The 16,435-nt window shown below is 52.5% G+C and carries 12 protein-coding genes; 7 read left to right on the plus strand and 5 right to left on the minus strand.

Annotated elements, in window-relative coordinates:
* Nucleotides 1–32: 32 nt before the first annotated feature.
* The 4 genes from fbaA to tkt all read right to left on the minus strand — a co-directional run bounded on the left by fbaA (nucleotide 33) and on the right by tkt (nucleotide 5,754).
* Nucleotides 33–1,112, minus strand: a complete 1,080-nt coding sequence (fbaA, locus tag ABFV38_RS18070) for a class II fructose-bisphosphate aldolase (RefSeq protein WP_008499731.1) — start codon at nucleotides 1,110–1,112, stop codon at nucleotides 33–35.
* Nucleotides 1,113–1,204: 92 nt separating this feature from the next.
* Nucleotides 1,205–2,368: a phosphoglycerate kinase gene (gene pgk, locus ABFV38_RS18075; protein WP_008499732.1), complete on the minus strand. Its 1,164-nt coding sequence runs from the start codon at nucleotides 2,366–2,368 to the stop codon at nucleotides 1,205–1,207.
* Between the two features lie 49 nt (nucleotides 2,369–2,417).
* A complete protein-coding gene (gene epd, locus ABFV38_RS18080; protein WP_045909922.1) occupies nucleotides 2,418–3,437 on the minus strand; it encodes an erythrose-4-phosphate dehydrogenase in 1,020 nt (339 codons plus the stop codon).
* Between the two features lie 325 nt (nucleotides 3,438–3,762).
* Nucleotides 3,763–5,754 (minus strand): transketolase, encoded by a 1,992-nt coding sequence (gene tkt / locus ABFV38_RS18085; RefSeq protein ID WP_348957691.1) that lies wholly within the window; start codon nucleotides 5,752–5,754, stop codon nucleotides 3,763–3,765.
* A 272-nt stretch (nucleotides 5,755–6,026) separates the two neighbouring features.
* Here tkt and ABFV38_RS18090 point away from each other — a divergent pair, with 272 nt between their 5' ends.
* Entirely contained in the window at nucleotides 6,027–6,785 is a 759-nt protein-coding gene (locus ABFV38_RS18090) for a M48 family metallopeptidase (RefSeq protein WP_021242066.1), read from the plus strand.
* Between the two features lie 209 nt (nucleotides 6,786–6,994).
* Complete coding sequence (locus ABFV38_RS18095; RefSeq protein ID WP_334756067.1) at nucleotides 6,995–8,263, plus strand: OprD family outer membrane porin; 1,269 nt, start codon at nucleotides 6,995–6,997, stop codon at nucleotides 8,261–8,263.
* A 51-nt stretch (nucleotides 8,264–8,314) separates the two neighbouring features.
* Here ABFV38_RS18095 and speB read toward each other — a convergent pair whose 3' ends face one another.
* Nucleotides 8,315–9,235 (minus strand): agmatinase, encoded by a 921-nt coding sequence (speB, locus tag ABFV38_RS18100; protein ID WP_008499737.1) that lies wholly within the window; start codon nucleotides 9,233–9,235, stop codon nucleotides 8,315–8,317.
* Between the two features lie 448 nt (nucleotides 9,236–9,683).
* Between speB and ABFV38_RS18105 the strand changes: the two genes are divergently transcribed.
* From ABFV38_RS18105 to ABFV38_RS18125, 5 genes are all read left to right on the plus strand, one after another.
* Nucleotides 9,684–10,244, plus strand: a complete 561-nt coding sequence (locus ABFV38_RS18105; protein WP_348957693.1) for a fimbrial protein — start codon at nucleotides 9,684–9,686, stop codon at nucleotides 10,242–10,244.
* Nucleotides 10,245–10,307: 63 nt separating this feature from the next.
* The gene (locus ABFV38_RS18110) at nucleotides 10,308–11,042 is read left to right on the plus strand and encodes a fimbria/pilus periplasmic chaperone (RefSeq protein WP_348957695.1); all 735 of its coding nucleotides are present in this window, start codon (nucleotides 10,308–10,310) and stop codon (nucleotides 11,040–11,042) included.
* A 32-nt stretch (nucleotides 11,043–11,074) separates the two neighbouring features.
* A complete protein-coding gene (locus ABFV38_RS18115; RefSeq protein ID WP_348957696.1) occupies nucleotides 11,075–13,657 on the plus strand; it encodes a fimbria/pilus outer membrane usher protein in 2,583 nt (860 codons plus the stop codon).
* Between the two features lie 6 nt (nucleotides 13,658–13,663).
* Entirely contained in the window at nucleotides 13,664–14,674 is a 1,011-nt protein-coding gene (locus ABFV38_RS18120; RefSeq protein WP_348957697.1) for a fimbrial protein, read from the plus strand.
* 17 nt (nucleotides 14,675–14,691) lie between these two features.
* A complete protein-coding gene (locus ABFV38_RS18125) occupies nucleotides 14,692–16,425 on the plus strand; it encodes a ShlB/FhaC/HecB family hemolysin secretion/activation protein (protein ID WP_348957699.1) in 1,734 nt (577 codons plus the stop codon).
* Nucleotides 16,426–16,435 lie beyond the last annotated feature (10 nt).

A 16,435-nucleotide genomic window follows, 5' to 3' on the forward strand; every position in this document is an offset into this window, starting at 1 on the left:
TGCGGGCCTTCTGATGCTGTTAGCAGCTCAAATTACAGAACGTCGATCGCGTTCAGTTCTTTGAAAGCCTGCTCCAGACGGGTCACCATGGACGTCTGCGCTGCGCGCAGCCATACGCGTGGATCGTAGTATTTCTTGTTCGGCTGGTCTTCGCCTTTCGGGTTGCCCAGCTGGCCCTGCAGGTAAGCTTCGTTCGCTTTGTAGTACTGCAGGATACCGTCCCAGGTTGCCCACTGGGTGTCGGTATCGATGTTCATTTTCACAACGCCGTAGCTTACGGAGTCTTTGATTTCCTGAGCAGAAGAACCGGAACCGCCGTGGAAGACGAAGTTCAGGCTGTTGTGCGGCAGGTTGTGTTTCTTGGAAACGTATTCCTGAGAATCACGCAGGATGGTTGGGGTCAGAACCACGTTGCCTGGTTTGTAAACGCCGTGTACGTTACCGAAGGACGCTGCAATGGTGAAGCGTGGGCTGATTTTGCTCAGCTCGGTGTAAGCGTAATCAACATCTTCTGGCTGGGTGTACAGTGCAGAAGCGTCCATGTGGCTGTTGTCCACGCCGTCTTCTTCACCACCGGTGCAACCCAGTTCGATTTCCAGGGTCATGTCCATTTTGGCCATGCGCGCCAGGTACTTAGAGCAGATTTCGATGTTTTCGTGCAGTGACTCTTCAGACAGGTCGATCATGTGAGAAGAGAACAGTGGCTTACCGGTTGCCGCGAAGTGTTTTTCACCCGCGTCCAGCAGACCGTCGATCCACGGCAGCAGTTTCTTCGCGCAGTGGTCAGTGTGCAGGATAACTGGAACACCGTAATGCTCAGCCATCTGGTGAACGTGGTGCGCACCAGAGATAGCGCCCAGGATTGCAGCACCCTGAGGAATGTCAGTTTTCACGCCTTTACCTGCGATGAACGCAGCGCCACCGTTAGAGAACTGAACGATAACCGGTGCTTTAACTTTTGCAGCGGTTTCCAGTACGGCGTTGATGGAGTCGGTACCCACGCAGTTAACTGCTGGCAGAGCGAAGTTGTTTTCTTTAGCTACCTGGAACACTTTCTGTACGTCATCACCAGTGATAACGCCAGGTTTTACGAAATCAAAAATTTTAGACATGTTGCTTAGTCCTGTATCTTCGGCCGTTAGAAAAGGTGCGAGCTCTTAAAAGCGCGCTGAAAATTGGGCAGGTTTCCCTGCCCTTAAATGGCTTACTTCTTAGCGCGCTCTTCGAGCATTGCTACTGCTGGCAGTACTTTGCCTTCCACGAATTCGAGGAATGCGCCGCCACCAGTGGAGATGTAGGAGATCTTGTCAGCGATACCGAACAGGTCGATTGCTGCCAGGGTGTCACCACCGCCTGCGATAGAGAACGCTTCGCTGTCTGCGATAGCGTTAGCAACGATTTCAGTCCCTTTGCGGAAGTTCGGGAATTCGAACACGCCAACCGGACCGTTCCACAGGATAGTTTTTGCGTTTTTGAGGATTTCAGCCAGTTTCTGTGCAGAAACGTCGCCCAGATCCAGAATCTGCTCTTCGTCTTTAATGTCGTTAACAGACTTCAGAGTCGCGGTTGCGGTTTCGGAGAACTCGGTCGCGACGCGAACGTCAGTTGGAACCGGGATATCACAGGTACCCAGCAGGCGTTTGGCTTCGTCAACCAGGTCTGCTTCGTACAGGGATTTACCCACGTTGTGGCCCTGAGCGGCAACGAAGGTGTTCGCGATACCACCACCAACGATCAGCTGGTCAGCGATTTTAGACAGGGAATCCAGAACGGTCAGTTTGGTGGAAACTTTAGAACCACCAACGATAGCGACCATCGGACGAGCAGGTTCTTTCAGTGCTTTACCCAGCGCTTCCAGTTCGTCAGCCAGCAGAGGACCGGCACACGCAACGTCTGCGAATTTACCGATACCGTGGGTAGACGCCTGAGCACGGTGCGCCGTACCGAAGGCATCCATCACGAACACGTCGCACAGTGCGGCGTATTTTTTGGAAAGGGTTTCGTCGTCTTTCTTCTCGCCTTTGTTGAAGCGAACGTTTTCCAGAACAACCAGTTCACCGGCTGCAACGTCAACGCCGTCCAGGTAATCTTTCACCAGGCGAACCGGGTTGGACAGTTTGTCTTTCAGGTAATTAACCACTGGCAGCAGAGAGAACTCTTCGTTGTACTCGCCTTCAGTTGGACGACCCAGGTGGGAGGTGACCATCACTTTCGCGCCCTGCTTCAGAGCCAGCTCGATGGTTGGCAGAGATGCACGGATACGCGCGTCGCTGGTCACTTTGCCATCTTTAACCGGTACGTTCAGATCGGCACGGATGAAAACGCGTTTACCAGCCAGATCCAGATCGGTCATCTTAATTACAGACATGGTGAATCCTCTCGTTGATTCTTAAAGTTTTGCAGACGCACGATGCGTCTTACCTGAAACCTTGAGCAGCCATTGCTAACGTGGTGTCGAGCATTCGGTTAGCAAAGCCCCATTCGTTATCACACCAGACCAGCGTCTTGATAAGGTGTGCGCCACTGACCCTCGTTTGCGTGCCATCGACGATGGCGCTGTGTGGGTCGTGGTTAAAATCTACTGAGACCAACGGTAATTCCGTATAGTCAACTATACCATGAAATGCCCCCTGTGCCGCTTTTTGCAGCAACAGGTTGACTTCACAGGCTTTTACCGGTTTTTTCACCGTCACGCTAAGGTCGATTGCGGTGACGTTGATCGTTGGGACACGCACGGCAATCGCTTCAAAACGGTCATTGAACTGCGGAAAAATTCGGGTGATCCCTGCCGCCAGTTTCGTATCCACCGGAATGATTGACTGGCTCGCTGCACGCGTGCGCCGTAAATCCGGGTGGTAAGCGTCAATGACCTGCTGATCGTGCATGGCGGAGTGAATCGTGGTCACGGTGCCGGACTCAATGCCATACGCATCGTCTAACAATTTGATGACCGGAATAATGCAGTTGGTGGTACAGGAGGCGTTGGAAACAATGCGGTGTTCGGCCTGCAGCTCATGCTGGTTGACGCCAAACACGACGGTCGCGTCGAGGTCGTTACTGCCGGGATGAGAAAACAGAACTTTTTTCGCGCCGGCTGTCAGATGCGCTTCGCCATGTTCGCGATTGCCATACACACCGGTACAGTCAAGTACGACATCCACACCCAGTTCACGCCAGGGTAGCCCGGAGATGCTGTTCTCATGCAGCACACGAATCGCGTCATCACCCACAAAAAGCTGATCTCTTTCCTGGCGCACATCCCAGGCAAAGCGTCCGTGGCTGGTGTCATACTTCAATAAATGCGCCATGCCCGCAGCATCCGCCAGTTCATTGATTGCCACCACGGTTATTTCCGCCCGACGTCCGGATTCATACAAAGCACGAACCACATTACGCCCGATGCGACCGAAGCCATTAATCGCTACGCGTACGGTCATAGATCTCCTGCAAAGCAATCCCTGAGTGTGAGGTGGCTGAAAGAGTAATCCAGCTACGCCCGAAGGGGAATCCTTGCTGTCACAAACTGCGATTGATTGGTCAATTGTCGAACATTTAATCGACTGAAACGCTTCAGCAAGAATAAGCGAATCGGGGAATAAAAGGAATGTCTGTCCAGATGAATAAGCGAGCTATATGACTTGCGTCACATTTTCGGTGGAATAATGACGCAAAAAAAGCCGGGTGGCGCGCTAGCGCTTACCCGGCCTACTTTCGAGCCATTTGTAGACCCGGTAAGCGTAGCGCCACCGGGCAAAACGGCGATTACAGCAGTTCTTTCGCTTTCGCGACAACGTTCTCAACGGTGAAGCCGAACTCTTCGAACAGCTGCTCTGCCGGAGCAGACTCACCGAAGGTGGTCATACCGACGATAGCGCCGTTCAGACCCACGTATTTGAACCAGTAGTCAGCGATACCCGCTTCCACTGCCACACGCGCGGAAACCGCTTTAGGCAGTACGGATTCACGGTAAGTGGCATCCTGCTTGTCGAACGCGTCGGTAGACGGCATGGAGACCACGCGCGCCTTCACGCCTTCGGCAGTCAGTTTTTCCCATGCGGCAACAGCCAGCTCAACTTCAGAACCGGTAGCGATGAAGATCAGCTCTGGCTGGCCCGCGCAATCTTTCAGCACGTAACCACCGCGAGCGATGTTCGCCAGCTGCTCTGCCGTACGCTCCTGCTGTGCCAGGTTCTGACGGGAGAGGATCAGCGCGGTAGGACCGTCCTGACGCTCAACGCCGTATTTCCACGCTACCGCGGATTCCACCTGGTCACACGGACGCCATGTGCTCATGTTCGGGGTCACGCGCAGGGAAGCCACCTGCTCTACCGGCTGGTGAGTTGGACCGTCTTCGCCCAGACCGATGGAGTCGTGGGTGTAAACCATCACCTGACGCTGTTTCATCAGCGCCGCCATACGCACGGCGTTACGCGCATATTCGACGAACATCAGGAAGGTAGAGGTGTACGGCAGGAAACCACCGTGCAGGGAGATACCGTTGGCAATTGCAGTCATACCGAATTCACGTACACCGTAATGGATGTAGTTACCGGCAGTGTCTTCATTGATTGGCTTAGAACCGGACCACAGGGTCAGGTTAGATGGCGCCAGGTCAGCGGAGCCGCCGAGGAATTCCGGCAACAGAGGACCAAACGCTTCAATGGCATTCTGAGACGCTTTACGGCTCGCGATTTTAGACGGGTTCGCCTGCAGCTTAGCGATGAACTCGTTCGCTTTTGCGTCGAAGTCAGACGGCATGTCACCTTTCATACGACGGGTGAATTCAGCCGCTTCCTGTGGGAAGGCTTTCGCGTAAGCCGCGAACTTCTCGTTCCACGCCGCTTCTTTCGCCTGGCCTACTTCTTTTGCATCCCACTGAGCATAGATCTCAGATGGGATTTCGAATGCAGGGTATTTCCAGCCCAGCGCTTCGCGGGTCAGTGCGATTTCCGCGTCGCCCAGCGGCGCGCCGTGGGAGTCGTGCGTACCCGCTTTGTTCGGAGAACCGAAGCCGATGATGGTTTTGCACATCAGCAGGGACGGTTTGTCCGTCACAGCGCGCGCTTCTTCTACTGCACGTTTAATCGAGTCAGCATCGTGGCCATCAACGCCACGCACAACGTGCCAGCCGTAAGCTTCGAAACGTGCAGCGGTGTCGTCAGTGAACCAGCCTTCAACGTGACCGTCGATGGAGATACCGTTGTCGTCATAGAACGCAACCAGTTTACCCAGCTTCAGGGTACCTGCCAGGGAGCACACTTCGTGAGAAATGCCTTCCATCATGCAGCCATCGCCCATGAACGCGTAGGTGAAGTGGTCAACGATGTCGTGGCCAGGACGGTTGAACTGCGCCGCCAGGGTCTTCTCAGCGATCGCCATACCCACAGCGTTAGCAATACCCTGACCCAGCGGGCCGGTGGTGGTTTCTACGCCAGCGGTGTAGCCCACTTCCGGGTGACCTGGAGTTTTGGAGTGCAGCTGACGGAAGTTTTTCAGCTCTTCGATAGGCAGATCGTAGCCGGTGAGGTGCAGCAGGCTATAGATCAGCATAGAGCCGTGGCCGTTAGACAGTACGAAACGGTCGCGGTCAGCCCATGACGGGTTCTGCGGGTTGTGGTTCAGGAAATCGCGCCACAGGACTTCGGCGATATCAGCCATACCCATAGGGGCCCCTGGGTGGCCGGATTTGGCTTTCTGTACTGCGTCCATGCTCAGCGCACGAATAGCATTAGCAAGCTCTTTACGTGAGGACATTTTAACTCCAGATCGGACTGTTAAAGGCCATGCCCTTGACGACAGCGCGTTTTGGGCTACGCCGGAAAAAAGTGCCAACAATGTAACCCAAGCGGCATGCCATGTACATGGACCATTCTTTTGCAGCTTAAGAAATCTCTGGATCATGCTCGCATGTTGCGCAATCTGCTCGCCCGGCCCTGTAGATATTCCTTATACTTAGCGCGACACCGGCTTCGCTGACGGTGCACTTTTCGGATTTTATTCAGATTAACGAGTACGGAAGCAACCTCATGAAAATGCGTGCAATAGTGCTGGCCCTGGGTACAACGCTCCTGCTGAGCGGCTGTCAGAATATGGATTCTAACGGCCTGATGACCTCAGGCGCAGAGGCCTTTCAGGCCTATTCCCTGAGCGATGCGCAGGTAAAAGCGCTGAGCGACCAGGCCTGTAAAGATATGGACGGAAAAGCCACGCTTGCGCCGGCTAACAGTACCTACACGCAGCGTCTGAATAAGATTGCTTCCGCGCTGGGCGATAACATCAACGGTCAGCCGGTGAACTACAAGGTTTACATGGCGAAAGACGTCAACGCCTTCGCGATGGCGAACGGCTGTATCCGCGTTTACAGCGGCCTGATGGATATGATGACCGACAACGAAGTGGAAGCGGTCATCGGCCATGAAATGGGCCACGTTGCGCTGGGCCACGTGAAGAAAGGGATGCAGGTTGCCTTAGGCACCAATGCCATCCGCGCAGCGGCGGCCTCAGCAGGCGGTATCGTTGGCAGCCTGTCCCAGTCACAGCTTGGCGACGTGGGTGAAAAACTGGTGAACTCCCAGTTCTCCCAGCGTCAGGAGTCCGAAGCGGATGACTACTCCTACGATCTGTTGCGCAAACGCGGCATTAATCCATCCGGTTTAGCCACCAGCTTTGAAAAACTGGCCAAACTGGAAGCAGGACGTCAAAGCTCTATGTTTGACGATCACCCTGCCTCAGAAGAGCGCGCACAGCATATTCGCGACCGTATGGCCGCTGACGGAATTAAATAATTTCAGAAGGAGGCAGTTTTGCCTCCTTTTTATTTCGCATGAATTGTTAACTTAACAGCACGTATCGATAACACCCCTGAAAGCCCCGCCAAATCTACCCTGTCACATTGAAACGTCTGGTCACATAATTATTGCAAAGGTCACTTTTTCCGGTAATTATCACCCCTGCAGTTATTCAATTAATATATCCAGACAGAGACGTTCCCTCCGTGAAAAAAGAATTATCATTAATTGCTTTAAGTTTATTTTCCGCATTACCTGCCGCTGCAAGCCAGCAATCCGACAGCCAGGGTTTTATTGACGACAGCCATCTGGACCTGTTTTTACGCAATGCGTATATCAGCCGTGATTATCATCAGGGCCAGCAGGACAAAGCCGAATGGGGTCAGGGTATCATCGCCACGTTTGCATCCGGCTATACCGAAGGGCTGGTGGGCTTTGGTGTGGACGGTATTGCTCAATACGGCGTGCGCCTGGACGGCGGTCGCGGCAAGAGCGGCGCAGGCGGCATCGACTTCTTTAAGCAGGAAGACGACGGCCGGGCAAAATCCGATCTGGCAAAGTTTGGCGCAACCGCCAAAATGCGCATCTCGAATACCGTACTGAGCTACGGGAATCAGCGTCCTGAGCTGCCCATCGTCAATGCCGACAGCTCTCGCCTGCTCTTTGAAAGCTACACCGGCACCCTGCTGACCTCAAAAGAGATCGACGGTCTGGAAATCAACGCCGGTTATTTCACCGACGAGCAACGTAAAAGTGACGACCGCCACGACAGCGGGCTGAAGAGCCTCTCCTTCGGCGGCGCGAGCTACCAGTTCAACGATCAGTTCAGCGGCGCGTTTTACGCCTCTCACAATGAAGAGGTGATGAACAAGCAGTATCTGGGCCTGAACTTCAAACAGCCGTTCAGCACCGGGCAGCAGCTGGTGCTCGACTTCAACGGCTATAACTCCCGTCTCGATCAGAGTTACGCGGACAGCCTCGATACGGGCCGCAGCAACGCTATCTGGAGCCTGGCGGCGAGCTACATCTGGGATATTCACACGTTCAAAGTGGCGTACCAGCAGAGCAGCGGCAGCACCGGCTACAACTACGGCGGCTACCGCGACCAGGGCGGCGTGGGTGATGGCGGTAACACCATCTGGCTGGCAAACTCCTACTGGTCTGATTTTAACGGCGAAGATGAACGTTCCTGGCAGGCATCCTACGGTCTGGACTTTGGCGGCCTTGGCCTGCCGGGTCTGAGCTGGACCACCGCCTACGTGCGCGGGGACAACATCAAAACCGCGGAAACCAGCAACGGCAAAGAGCACGAGTGGTTTAACCAGATCCAGTACCAGGTGCAGGATGGCCCGGCGAAGGATCTGAAACTGAAACTGCGCTATTCCGTGCTGCGCGTCTCCAGCAACGCCAGCGACTATAACGTGGGCGGGGACGAGATCCGCGCTTACGTGGAATACCCGTTTAACGTGTTCTAAAGGCAATAAAAAACCTCTCCAGCGAGAGGTTTTTTTTACGCCAGAAGAGGCTTATTCGCCTTTTTTGGCTGCCTGGATGTAGAGCATTTCCAGTGCCAGGGTCGCTGCGGCCAGCGCAGTGATCTCGGACTGGTCATACGCAGGCGCCACTTCCACCACGTCCATCCCGACAATGTTGAGATCCTTCAGGCCGCGCACCAGCTTGATGGCGCGGTCTGAGGTCAGGCCGCCGATTACCGGGGTACCGGTACCCGGTGCAAATGCCGGATCGAGGCAGTCGATGTCGAAGGTCAGATACACGGGCATATCACCCACGATCTGCTTCACCTGCGCGAGGATGTCATCCACGCCGCGGTCGTTAACCTGACCCGCATCCAGCACGGTGAAGCCGTTATCTTTGTCGAACTCAGTGCGAATACCGATCTGCACGGAGTGGTTCGGGTCGATCAGACCTTCGTTCGGCGCGGTAAAGAACATGGTGCCGTGGTCAAACTCACAGCCGTTCGCGTAGGTGTCGGTATGCGCATCAAAGTGTACCAGCGCCATTTTACCGAAGTGCTTCGCGTGGGCACGCAGCAGCGGCAGGGTCACGAAGTGGTCGCCGCCGAAGGAGAGCATGCGCTTACCGGCTGCCAGCAACTTCTCGGCGTGGGCCTGCAGCTTTTCGCTCATCTCACGCGCGTCACCAAAGGCATACACCAGGTCACCGCAGTCCACCACGTTCAGGCGCTCGCGCATGTCGAAGTTCCACGGGAAACGGTTGTGCTCCCAGGCCAGGTTAGTGGAAACCTGACGGATCGCCGCCGGGCCATGACGCCCACCCGCACGGCCTGACGTTGCCATGTCGAACGGCACGCCGGTGATCACCCAGTCCGCGTCACTGTCGTACGGCTGGAAGTTCATCGGAAGGCGTAAAAAACCAAACGCGTTAGATACCAGAGAGTTATCGTACTGATGACCTAAAGTGCTCATGTCCTGTCCTCGTATCATAGATAGACGATCGTTGCTAAAGGTGAAAAAAAATCCCTTCCGCGTCGTTAAGCCCGACGAGGAAGGGATCGTTTCATATCGTAATGCTGTTTGGCGCTAAGAATAGCGCCTGAATCCATTAAATTCAAGCAACTCATAAATACAGATTATATAGCAAACCACTACCATTCATCAAATAAAACAATAGCCATAAAAATATTATAACCTTTTCAAACGGGATATTTTCCCAATGAATATTTTAATTCCCGCCCCAGCGGCATCCTCCTTGAAATTCAAGGCCCAAAAGTCCCCATAACACACTCATATATACATAAAAAGCATAAGACAATCCGGATTAGGATTTTATTTAGATTTTGCGTGTGGTTTTCTCTTTTCTTACTCCCTACAATCCCGCCGCTTTATTACAATTTATTTCTAAATGGAATTATTTATGAACAAATATTTAAAAATAGGTCTTTTTACCATTCTGGCGGGAGCAGGTACTGCAGCAGCTGCAGATGATGGCACTATTACCTTTGACGGTACTATCAGTGACGCAACCTGTGCTATTACAGGCGGTGATGCACAGGGTGAATCCACCTCTCCTGATTTCACCGTGCATCTGCCAAGCGTCAGCACCACCGCGCTGGCAACAGCTGGTCAACGCGCGGGTGACACGCCATTCTTCATTAAACTGAGCGGTGCAAATTGCACCAACAACAAAGTCGCCAGCGTCTTCTTCGAACTGGCACAGAGCACCAATATCAACGCCACCACCGGTAACCTGAGAAACACCGTCACGACGGGCGGTGCCGATAAAGTTGAAATCGGCCTGTTAGATTCCAGCAAAGCGGTTATGAACCTGAACACCGCAAACAACAGCCCGAAAACAGCGACCATTACAGGTAATACCGCTCGCTTCGACTACTGGGCGCAATACGTTGCCACCGGCGGTGCGGCAACGGCCGGTAAAGTCACCACTGACGTCGTTTATTCCATTAAGTACCAGTAATACCTCTAAGCAGTGGGATTTATCCCACTGTTTTCCCTGCCACATTTAGGAACGTTGAGCCTGATGGTCAGTAATATTTTCAAAGTGATGTTAATGGTGACATTGACGTGGTTCCCCTGCGCCAACGCCACTATACAAATTTTAACGACTCGCGTGGCATTCAATGCAAACGAGAGTGAACAAACCGTTCGCGTGAATAACCTCAGCAAAAACCCGGAGCTGGTGCAGGTCTGGCTTTCCAGCACCGATAAAACCGATGGATCGGAGAAGGAGAACCTTCCGTTCTTTATCAACCCTCCCGCTGCGCGCGTTAACGGTCAAAAAGGGAAAGTTTTCCGTATTTTCCAGACAGCGGAAGCCGCAGGAAAATATCCGAAAGATCGCGAAACACTGCTCTGGCTAAACGTGCTGGATATTCCACCGGAACTGCCTGAAGAGGCGGATCAGAACCAGATAAAAATGGCGTTCCGCACAATGATCAAATTTTTCTATCGCCCAGCAGGCCTGAAGGGCAATCCCATGCAGGCGGGCGACGATCTGAAGTGGGAATTGCGTAAAGCGGCAAAAGGCTACGACGTGGTGGGAACCAATAACTCACCTTTCCACGTGAGCATGACCAGCGTCTGGCTGACGAATGCCGACAATAAAGACATCGAGATCCCGGGTGACATGATTGTCCCTTATGGAACGCTGGTTTATCACTTTCCGCAGGTCAGCGCAGTGAGCGGACGCGGCATATTTAAATACAACTATATCACTGATTTAGGCGCATATATTAAGCGCACTTATAACTTTTAATATTTTATACGTTCTACCTTTGGGAAGGTTAAATGTCCGCACGCCATAATAAATACAGGCTTCTCAAAAAAGCGAAAAGTACCCTTGGCCAGATCATTATTCTGGCATTGTGCGTTTCAGGCCAGGCTAACGCCGAAGCAGAGAAAAAAGCGGTAAGCTTTTCTCGCGGCTTTATGAATTTCTATAACAGTGGGTTAGACCTTAGCCAGTTCGACGGGGTAGATAAAATCCAGCCCGGAGATTACAAACTGGAAGTATTTAGCAACCTGCGGAAATTAGGCACCTGGCCCATTTCATTTATTCCGGCAAAAAATAAGCAGGGCGTAAATGCCTGCATGACGCCGGAAATGATTATCCGCTTTGACGTCGACACCCGCAAACTGCCGGAAAACTGGAAGACGGGCCGCTGCCTGATCCTTGAAACGCTTGTGCCCGGCGCAACCGTGACCTACAACCAGGATGATGAGCGTCTGGACGTCACCGTCCCTCAGGCGATGCTGCTTAATACGCCGGAGGGATACATCAGCCCTGAGCTATGGGACGACGGTGAACCTACCCTCATGGCCTCCTATGCACTGAGTGGTTCAAGCACGCGCAACCGTGAGTTGGGCGAAACCAGCAACTATCTCTTTGGTAACCTGCAAACGGCGATGACCCTCGGGGCGTGGCGTTTTGTGACCTATGACACCCTGAACCTCGGCAATGATATTGACGATGAGGGGGTCGATCATCTGCAGGCATTTGCCAGCCGGGGGATTGCAGCATTGCAGTCTGAAGTGGTGCTGGGCGATCTCAACACCAGCGGGGAGATGTTTGATACAACGGCCATTCGCGGCGCAAAGCTTGCCACCGACGATCGCATGCTGCCGGACTCCGTGCGCTACTACGCGCCTGTTGTACGGGGTTTTGCCAACAGCAACGCCACGGTCACCATCAAGCAGTCCGGCAGCACCCTCTACGAAAAAGTGGTGCCGCCGGGTGAGTTTGCCATCAGCGATCTCTATGCAACAGGCTACAACGGCGATCTGGAGGTCACCGTCAAAGAGACGGATGGCACCATCAATACCTTTACGGTCCCCTACTCCAGCGTTCCGCAGCTGCTGCGCGAAGGTTACTTCCGCTATTCGCTCTCGTCGGGGGAAATACGTAATACGTATCTTGCCGATGCGCCATGGATGACCGAGGGCACGCTTCAGTACGGTCTGCTGAATAATCTGACGGGTTACGTGGGTGCGCAAACCGCGTTTGATGGCGACTACAACGCCCTGCTGGGTGGTGTGGCCATCAATACCCCGCTCGGGGCATTAGGTCTGGACGTTACCCGCTCTTATACGAACTTTAACACAGGTATGGGGAGCGATGACTGCGGTTCACTGTGTGACATGTCCCTGCGTATCAGTATTGCTAAAAACCTTTCAGAAACCGGGACAAATTTCAGCCTGGTAGGTTACCGCTACTCCAGTAAAGATTACTACTCGCTGGCGGATGCCGTCAGCGTGAAGCAGGCGCTGGAGCACGGTAACGACCGATATTTACCCGAGCGCTACCGTGAACGCCTGGAAGCAAACATCAACCAGATGCTGCCTGCGGGCTGGGGAAGTTTTTACGTCAGTGGTTTCATCGGCAACATCTGGAACGATGAACTGGGCCGCACGGAAAAATCCAACTACGCGCTGGGATACAACAACCGGTTTGGCACGTCGACCTGGGGTATTTCACTTGGCCGAACCAATAATGAAGACGGTGGTCATGACGATACGATCTACCTGAGCGTATCCATGCCGCTTGGCCATCGTTATGAAAAACAGGCCCGACTGGGGGCGAACTTTAGCTACAACAGCGATGAGGCCACCATTCGCACCTCGCTCAGCGGCTCGGCCGGCGAGCGTTCACAGTATGGCTTCAGCGGCTACTTCAGTGAGTCCAGCAGGCCGGAAACCAATTTCGGTACCAACCTTTCTTACGTGGGCGATAGCGCTTCCGGCGGCGTCGCGTTCAGCCAGTCCCTCCACAGCTTCATGGGCGGTCTGAATATGAACGGTGGCGTGGTTGTGCACCGTGGCGGTATCAATTTGACCCCAACGTTAGGCGACACCATTGGCGTAATCGAGGCCAAAGGCGCTGAAGGGGCAAGAGTTTACCCTGATTCAAATGCGGTCATTAAAGATAACGGCTACGGCATTGTCGGCTATCTGACGCCTTACCGATACAACGATGTCTTCATTGATCCAAAAGGTACATCAATGAGCGTCGACGTCGAGGATACGCGTAAGAGCATTGTGCCCACCGCGGGTGCCGCCGTGCATATCAAAATGGAAACGCAGCAGAAGCAACAGACCTTTGTCCGCTTCACACATGCCTCCGGGCAGAAGATCCCCTTCGGCGCATCCATTACCGACGGTAGCGACGCCACGCTCGGTATGGTCGGCCAGGGTGGTCTGGCAATGTTGACCTTGCCTGAATCTGGCAAGCCGATCGTTATTAAATGGAATAGCAATAAGGTGATGAACACGTGCTCAGCAGAGGTCAATCATCTTTCTGATCACAGAAAAAACCGCAACATGAATAAAGCCGCCTCCTTTGATGCAATAGATATTATCTGCAAAGGCCTTTAAGAGAAAATGAATAAATACATTACGACTCTGCTTTATCTCCTTTTATTATCCCTGTTGTGGATATTTAGCCTTGAAGTAAAAGCCTCAGCGTGCAGAATCGACGGTGTGGAAAAGGTGTTAAATATCACAGACAACATTACGCTGAACCCTGCGGATAAAGGCTCCGCAGGAACGGTATTATGGTCTAAAACGTATACTGCACCTAATATCAAATATAGCTGTGATGAATCAACGCAAACGCAGTGGCACACTGCATACAGCCGAAATTATCTCTCTTCCTCGATAGATAAAGTCTATGCAACCGAAATCCCGGGAATTGGTATTCGGATGAAGTGGCCAGCCAATACCGGAAACACCTGGGTGCCGGGTAACTCCGGCTCTCCTGTGACCTGTAGTCCGAGTTGTTCAATCGATAACAGCACGGTGCTGCTGGAGTTTGTTCAGATCGGCACCATTAATCAGGGTGAAACCGAGATCCCTGCCGGAGAAATGGTTAACGTAAAAGTCAAACCTTTGCTCACACCAGAGGATGAGCTTCGTATTCTTACTATCAATTTATCAGTACCGATTAAAGTGAATACGCGTTCATGTTCCATTTATCCCTCGTCAACAAACGTCAATCTGGGGACCTACAGTATTGCCTCATTCCAGAACACGCAAAATTACCAGGGCGATAAAAAAGACTTTTCTATTACCATCACATGCCCGGAACAGGAACAGGTTGGCTTAACAATCTCTTCTATGATCGGGACAAAATTCGCCTCATCGAGTGGTCTGCTGGGCGTTGAGACCGGCGAAGGCTACGCCCAAAACTTCGCGATTATGGTTTACGAAAAATCAAGCCCATATGTCTCAACATCCCTTGTTCTTGGGAAAGAAATTGTTTTCCCGGTTTCATCCCGAGTAACGAAAAACTATCAGGCTCAGATATTCGTTCCTGCAGAAGTTAATCGTGAGAATTCATTAAGTGCTGGCAGGGTGGTCGGCGCAATTCAATACACCATGGCTATAAAATAATTATCAAGGAGAGATTCGTGCTTCAGCGTTTTTCAAAATATGCGCTTTTATTAGTGCCGCTCATGCCTGTGGTTCACGCTACGGCGGCGCTTCCCGGCCAGCAAAATAAACAGGAACTGGATCGTCTCGAAAGACAAACCAGCCAGGCATTAATAGAAGAAGCCAAGCGGACCGAACGGTTAATCCAGCAACAAAAAAAATTGCGTGAAGCCGGAGAAGAAACCCTGACCAGCAGCGACTCGAGCTGGCGATTTCAGATCAATCATATCGTTATTCTTGATGATGTCCTGTTTGACGGTTCGCCACTGCGTCAGGCGATTATCGATCGCTATGAGGGCAAAATGCTCGGCAGAACAGAAATATTTGAACTGGTTAAAGAGCTGACCGATTTTTATATTTCCCGCGGTTATGCCACAACGCTGATTGGTATTGAGCCAGGCAATATCAAAACGGGTACGCTCTCTCTACGGGTGCTGTGGGGGAAAATAAACAATCTTAAGGTTAACGGGCATGAACCGTCTCTCCGTGAACGCACGCGCCTGTTCACTGCCTACCCCTTTGCGAAAGACAAGATTCTGAACATGCAGGATATCGATCAGATGGTCGAAAACCTGCTGCGCGTTTATCCCAAAGACAATATTGATATTCAGCCGTCGATTGTAAACAGCTATTCCGATCTTAATTTGCTGCATGAGCCTGAATTCCCCCTTTCCGTCGCCGCGGGCCTTAACAACTCTGGCATTAAGGCTGACGGCTGGCAGCAGTATTATGGCAGCGTAACCGCTAAAAACATTGCCGGTATCAATGATATTTTCAACGTATATTATTCATGGAATAACCTGAAAAATAACCAGGATAATCAGGATTCGTGGTCAACGAGTTACAGCATCCCGCTGGGTTACTGGTCATTCGACGCGCTTTATTACAAATCCAGCTACGATAAAACCCTTGCCGGCAATAACGCCAGCTACGCGTCTGACGGAGATTCAGACCGCGCTTCACTGCGTATCAGCCGCATGCTGGGCCGTAACGCCACGGGTAAAACCAGCTGGTGGGCAAAAGTCGAAAGACGTAACAGCGACAACAGCATTGAAAACCACCGTATAGACGTGAGCTCTAAAACCTATACCGCGATTTCGTCAGGCGCAACGTGGGTCGGCGCCCTGATGAACGGCTGGTTCTATGGCGATGTGGGCGTGACGGCGGCGGTTCCCTGGTTCGGTTCTGCCTGGAAAAACGATGCCGACCTGAAAGGATTTGACCTTGATTACGTCAAGTACAACGGCATTGCCAGCTGGACGCGTCCGCTTTTTCAGGCTGGCCGTCTGGGTGGCGTCTATGAACTCAACGCCGGGTTCCAGTACACCCCGCACGTCCTGGTCAGCGATGCAAAATTAACGCTGGGCGATGAATTCACCGTGCGCGGATTTAAGGACGATAGCCTGCTGGTTGATAGCGGCGGCTGGATCGCCAATACGCTGCAGTTTCCTTTTGATATTGGCATCGGCGGTATTTATCAGCTTATTCCCTATTTAGGTTATGACCTGGGCTTTGCCAAAGATAATTGCCCTAAAGGTGTCAACGTATGTGACAGCCAATTCATGATGGGTGGCTCGGTCGGAATTAAAGCGACCGGTAGCCATTTCTCAACATATGTCCTCGCGGGCTGGCCTATAAAAAAACCAGATTCACTGGAAGAGAATACCGTCGATAACACGGTCGTTTATTACAAGATGGAAGTAACTTTCTAATTTAAGGAAT

This window comes from Enterobacter cloacae complex sp. Mu1197 (assembly GCF_040059225.1).
Lineage (GTDB): Bacteria > Pseudomonadota > Gammaproteobacteria > Enterobacterales > Enterobacteriaceae > Enterobacter > Enterobacter quasiroggenkampii.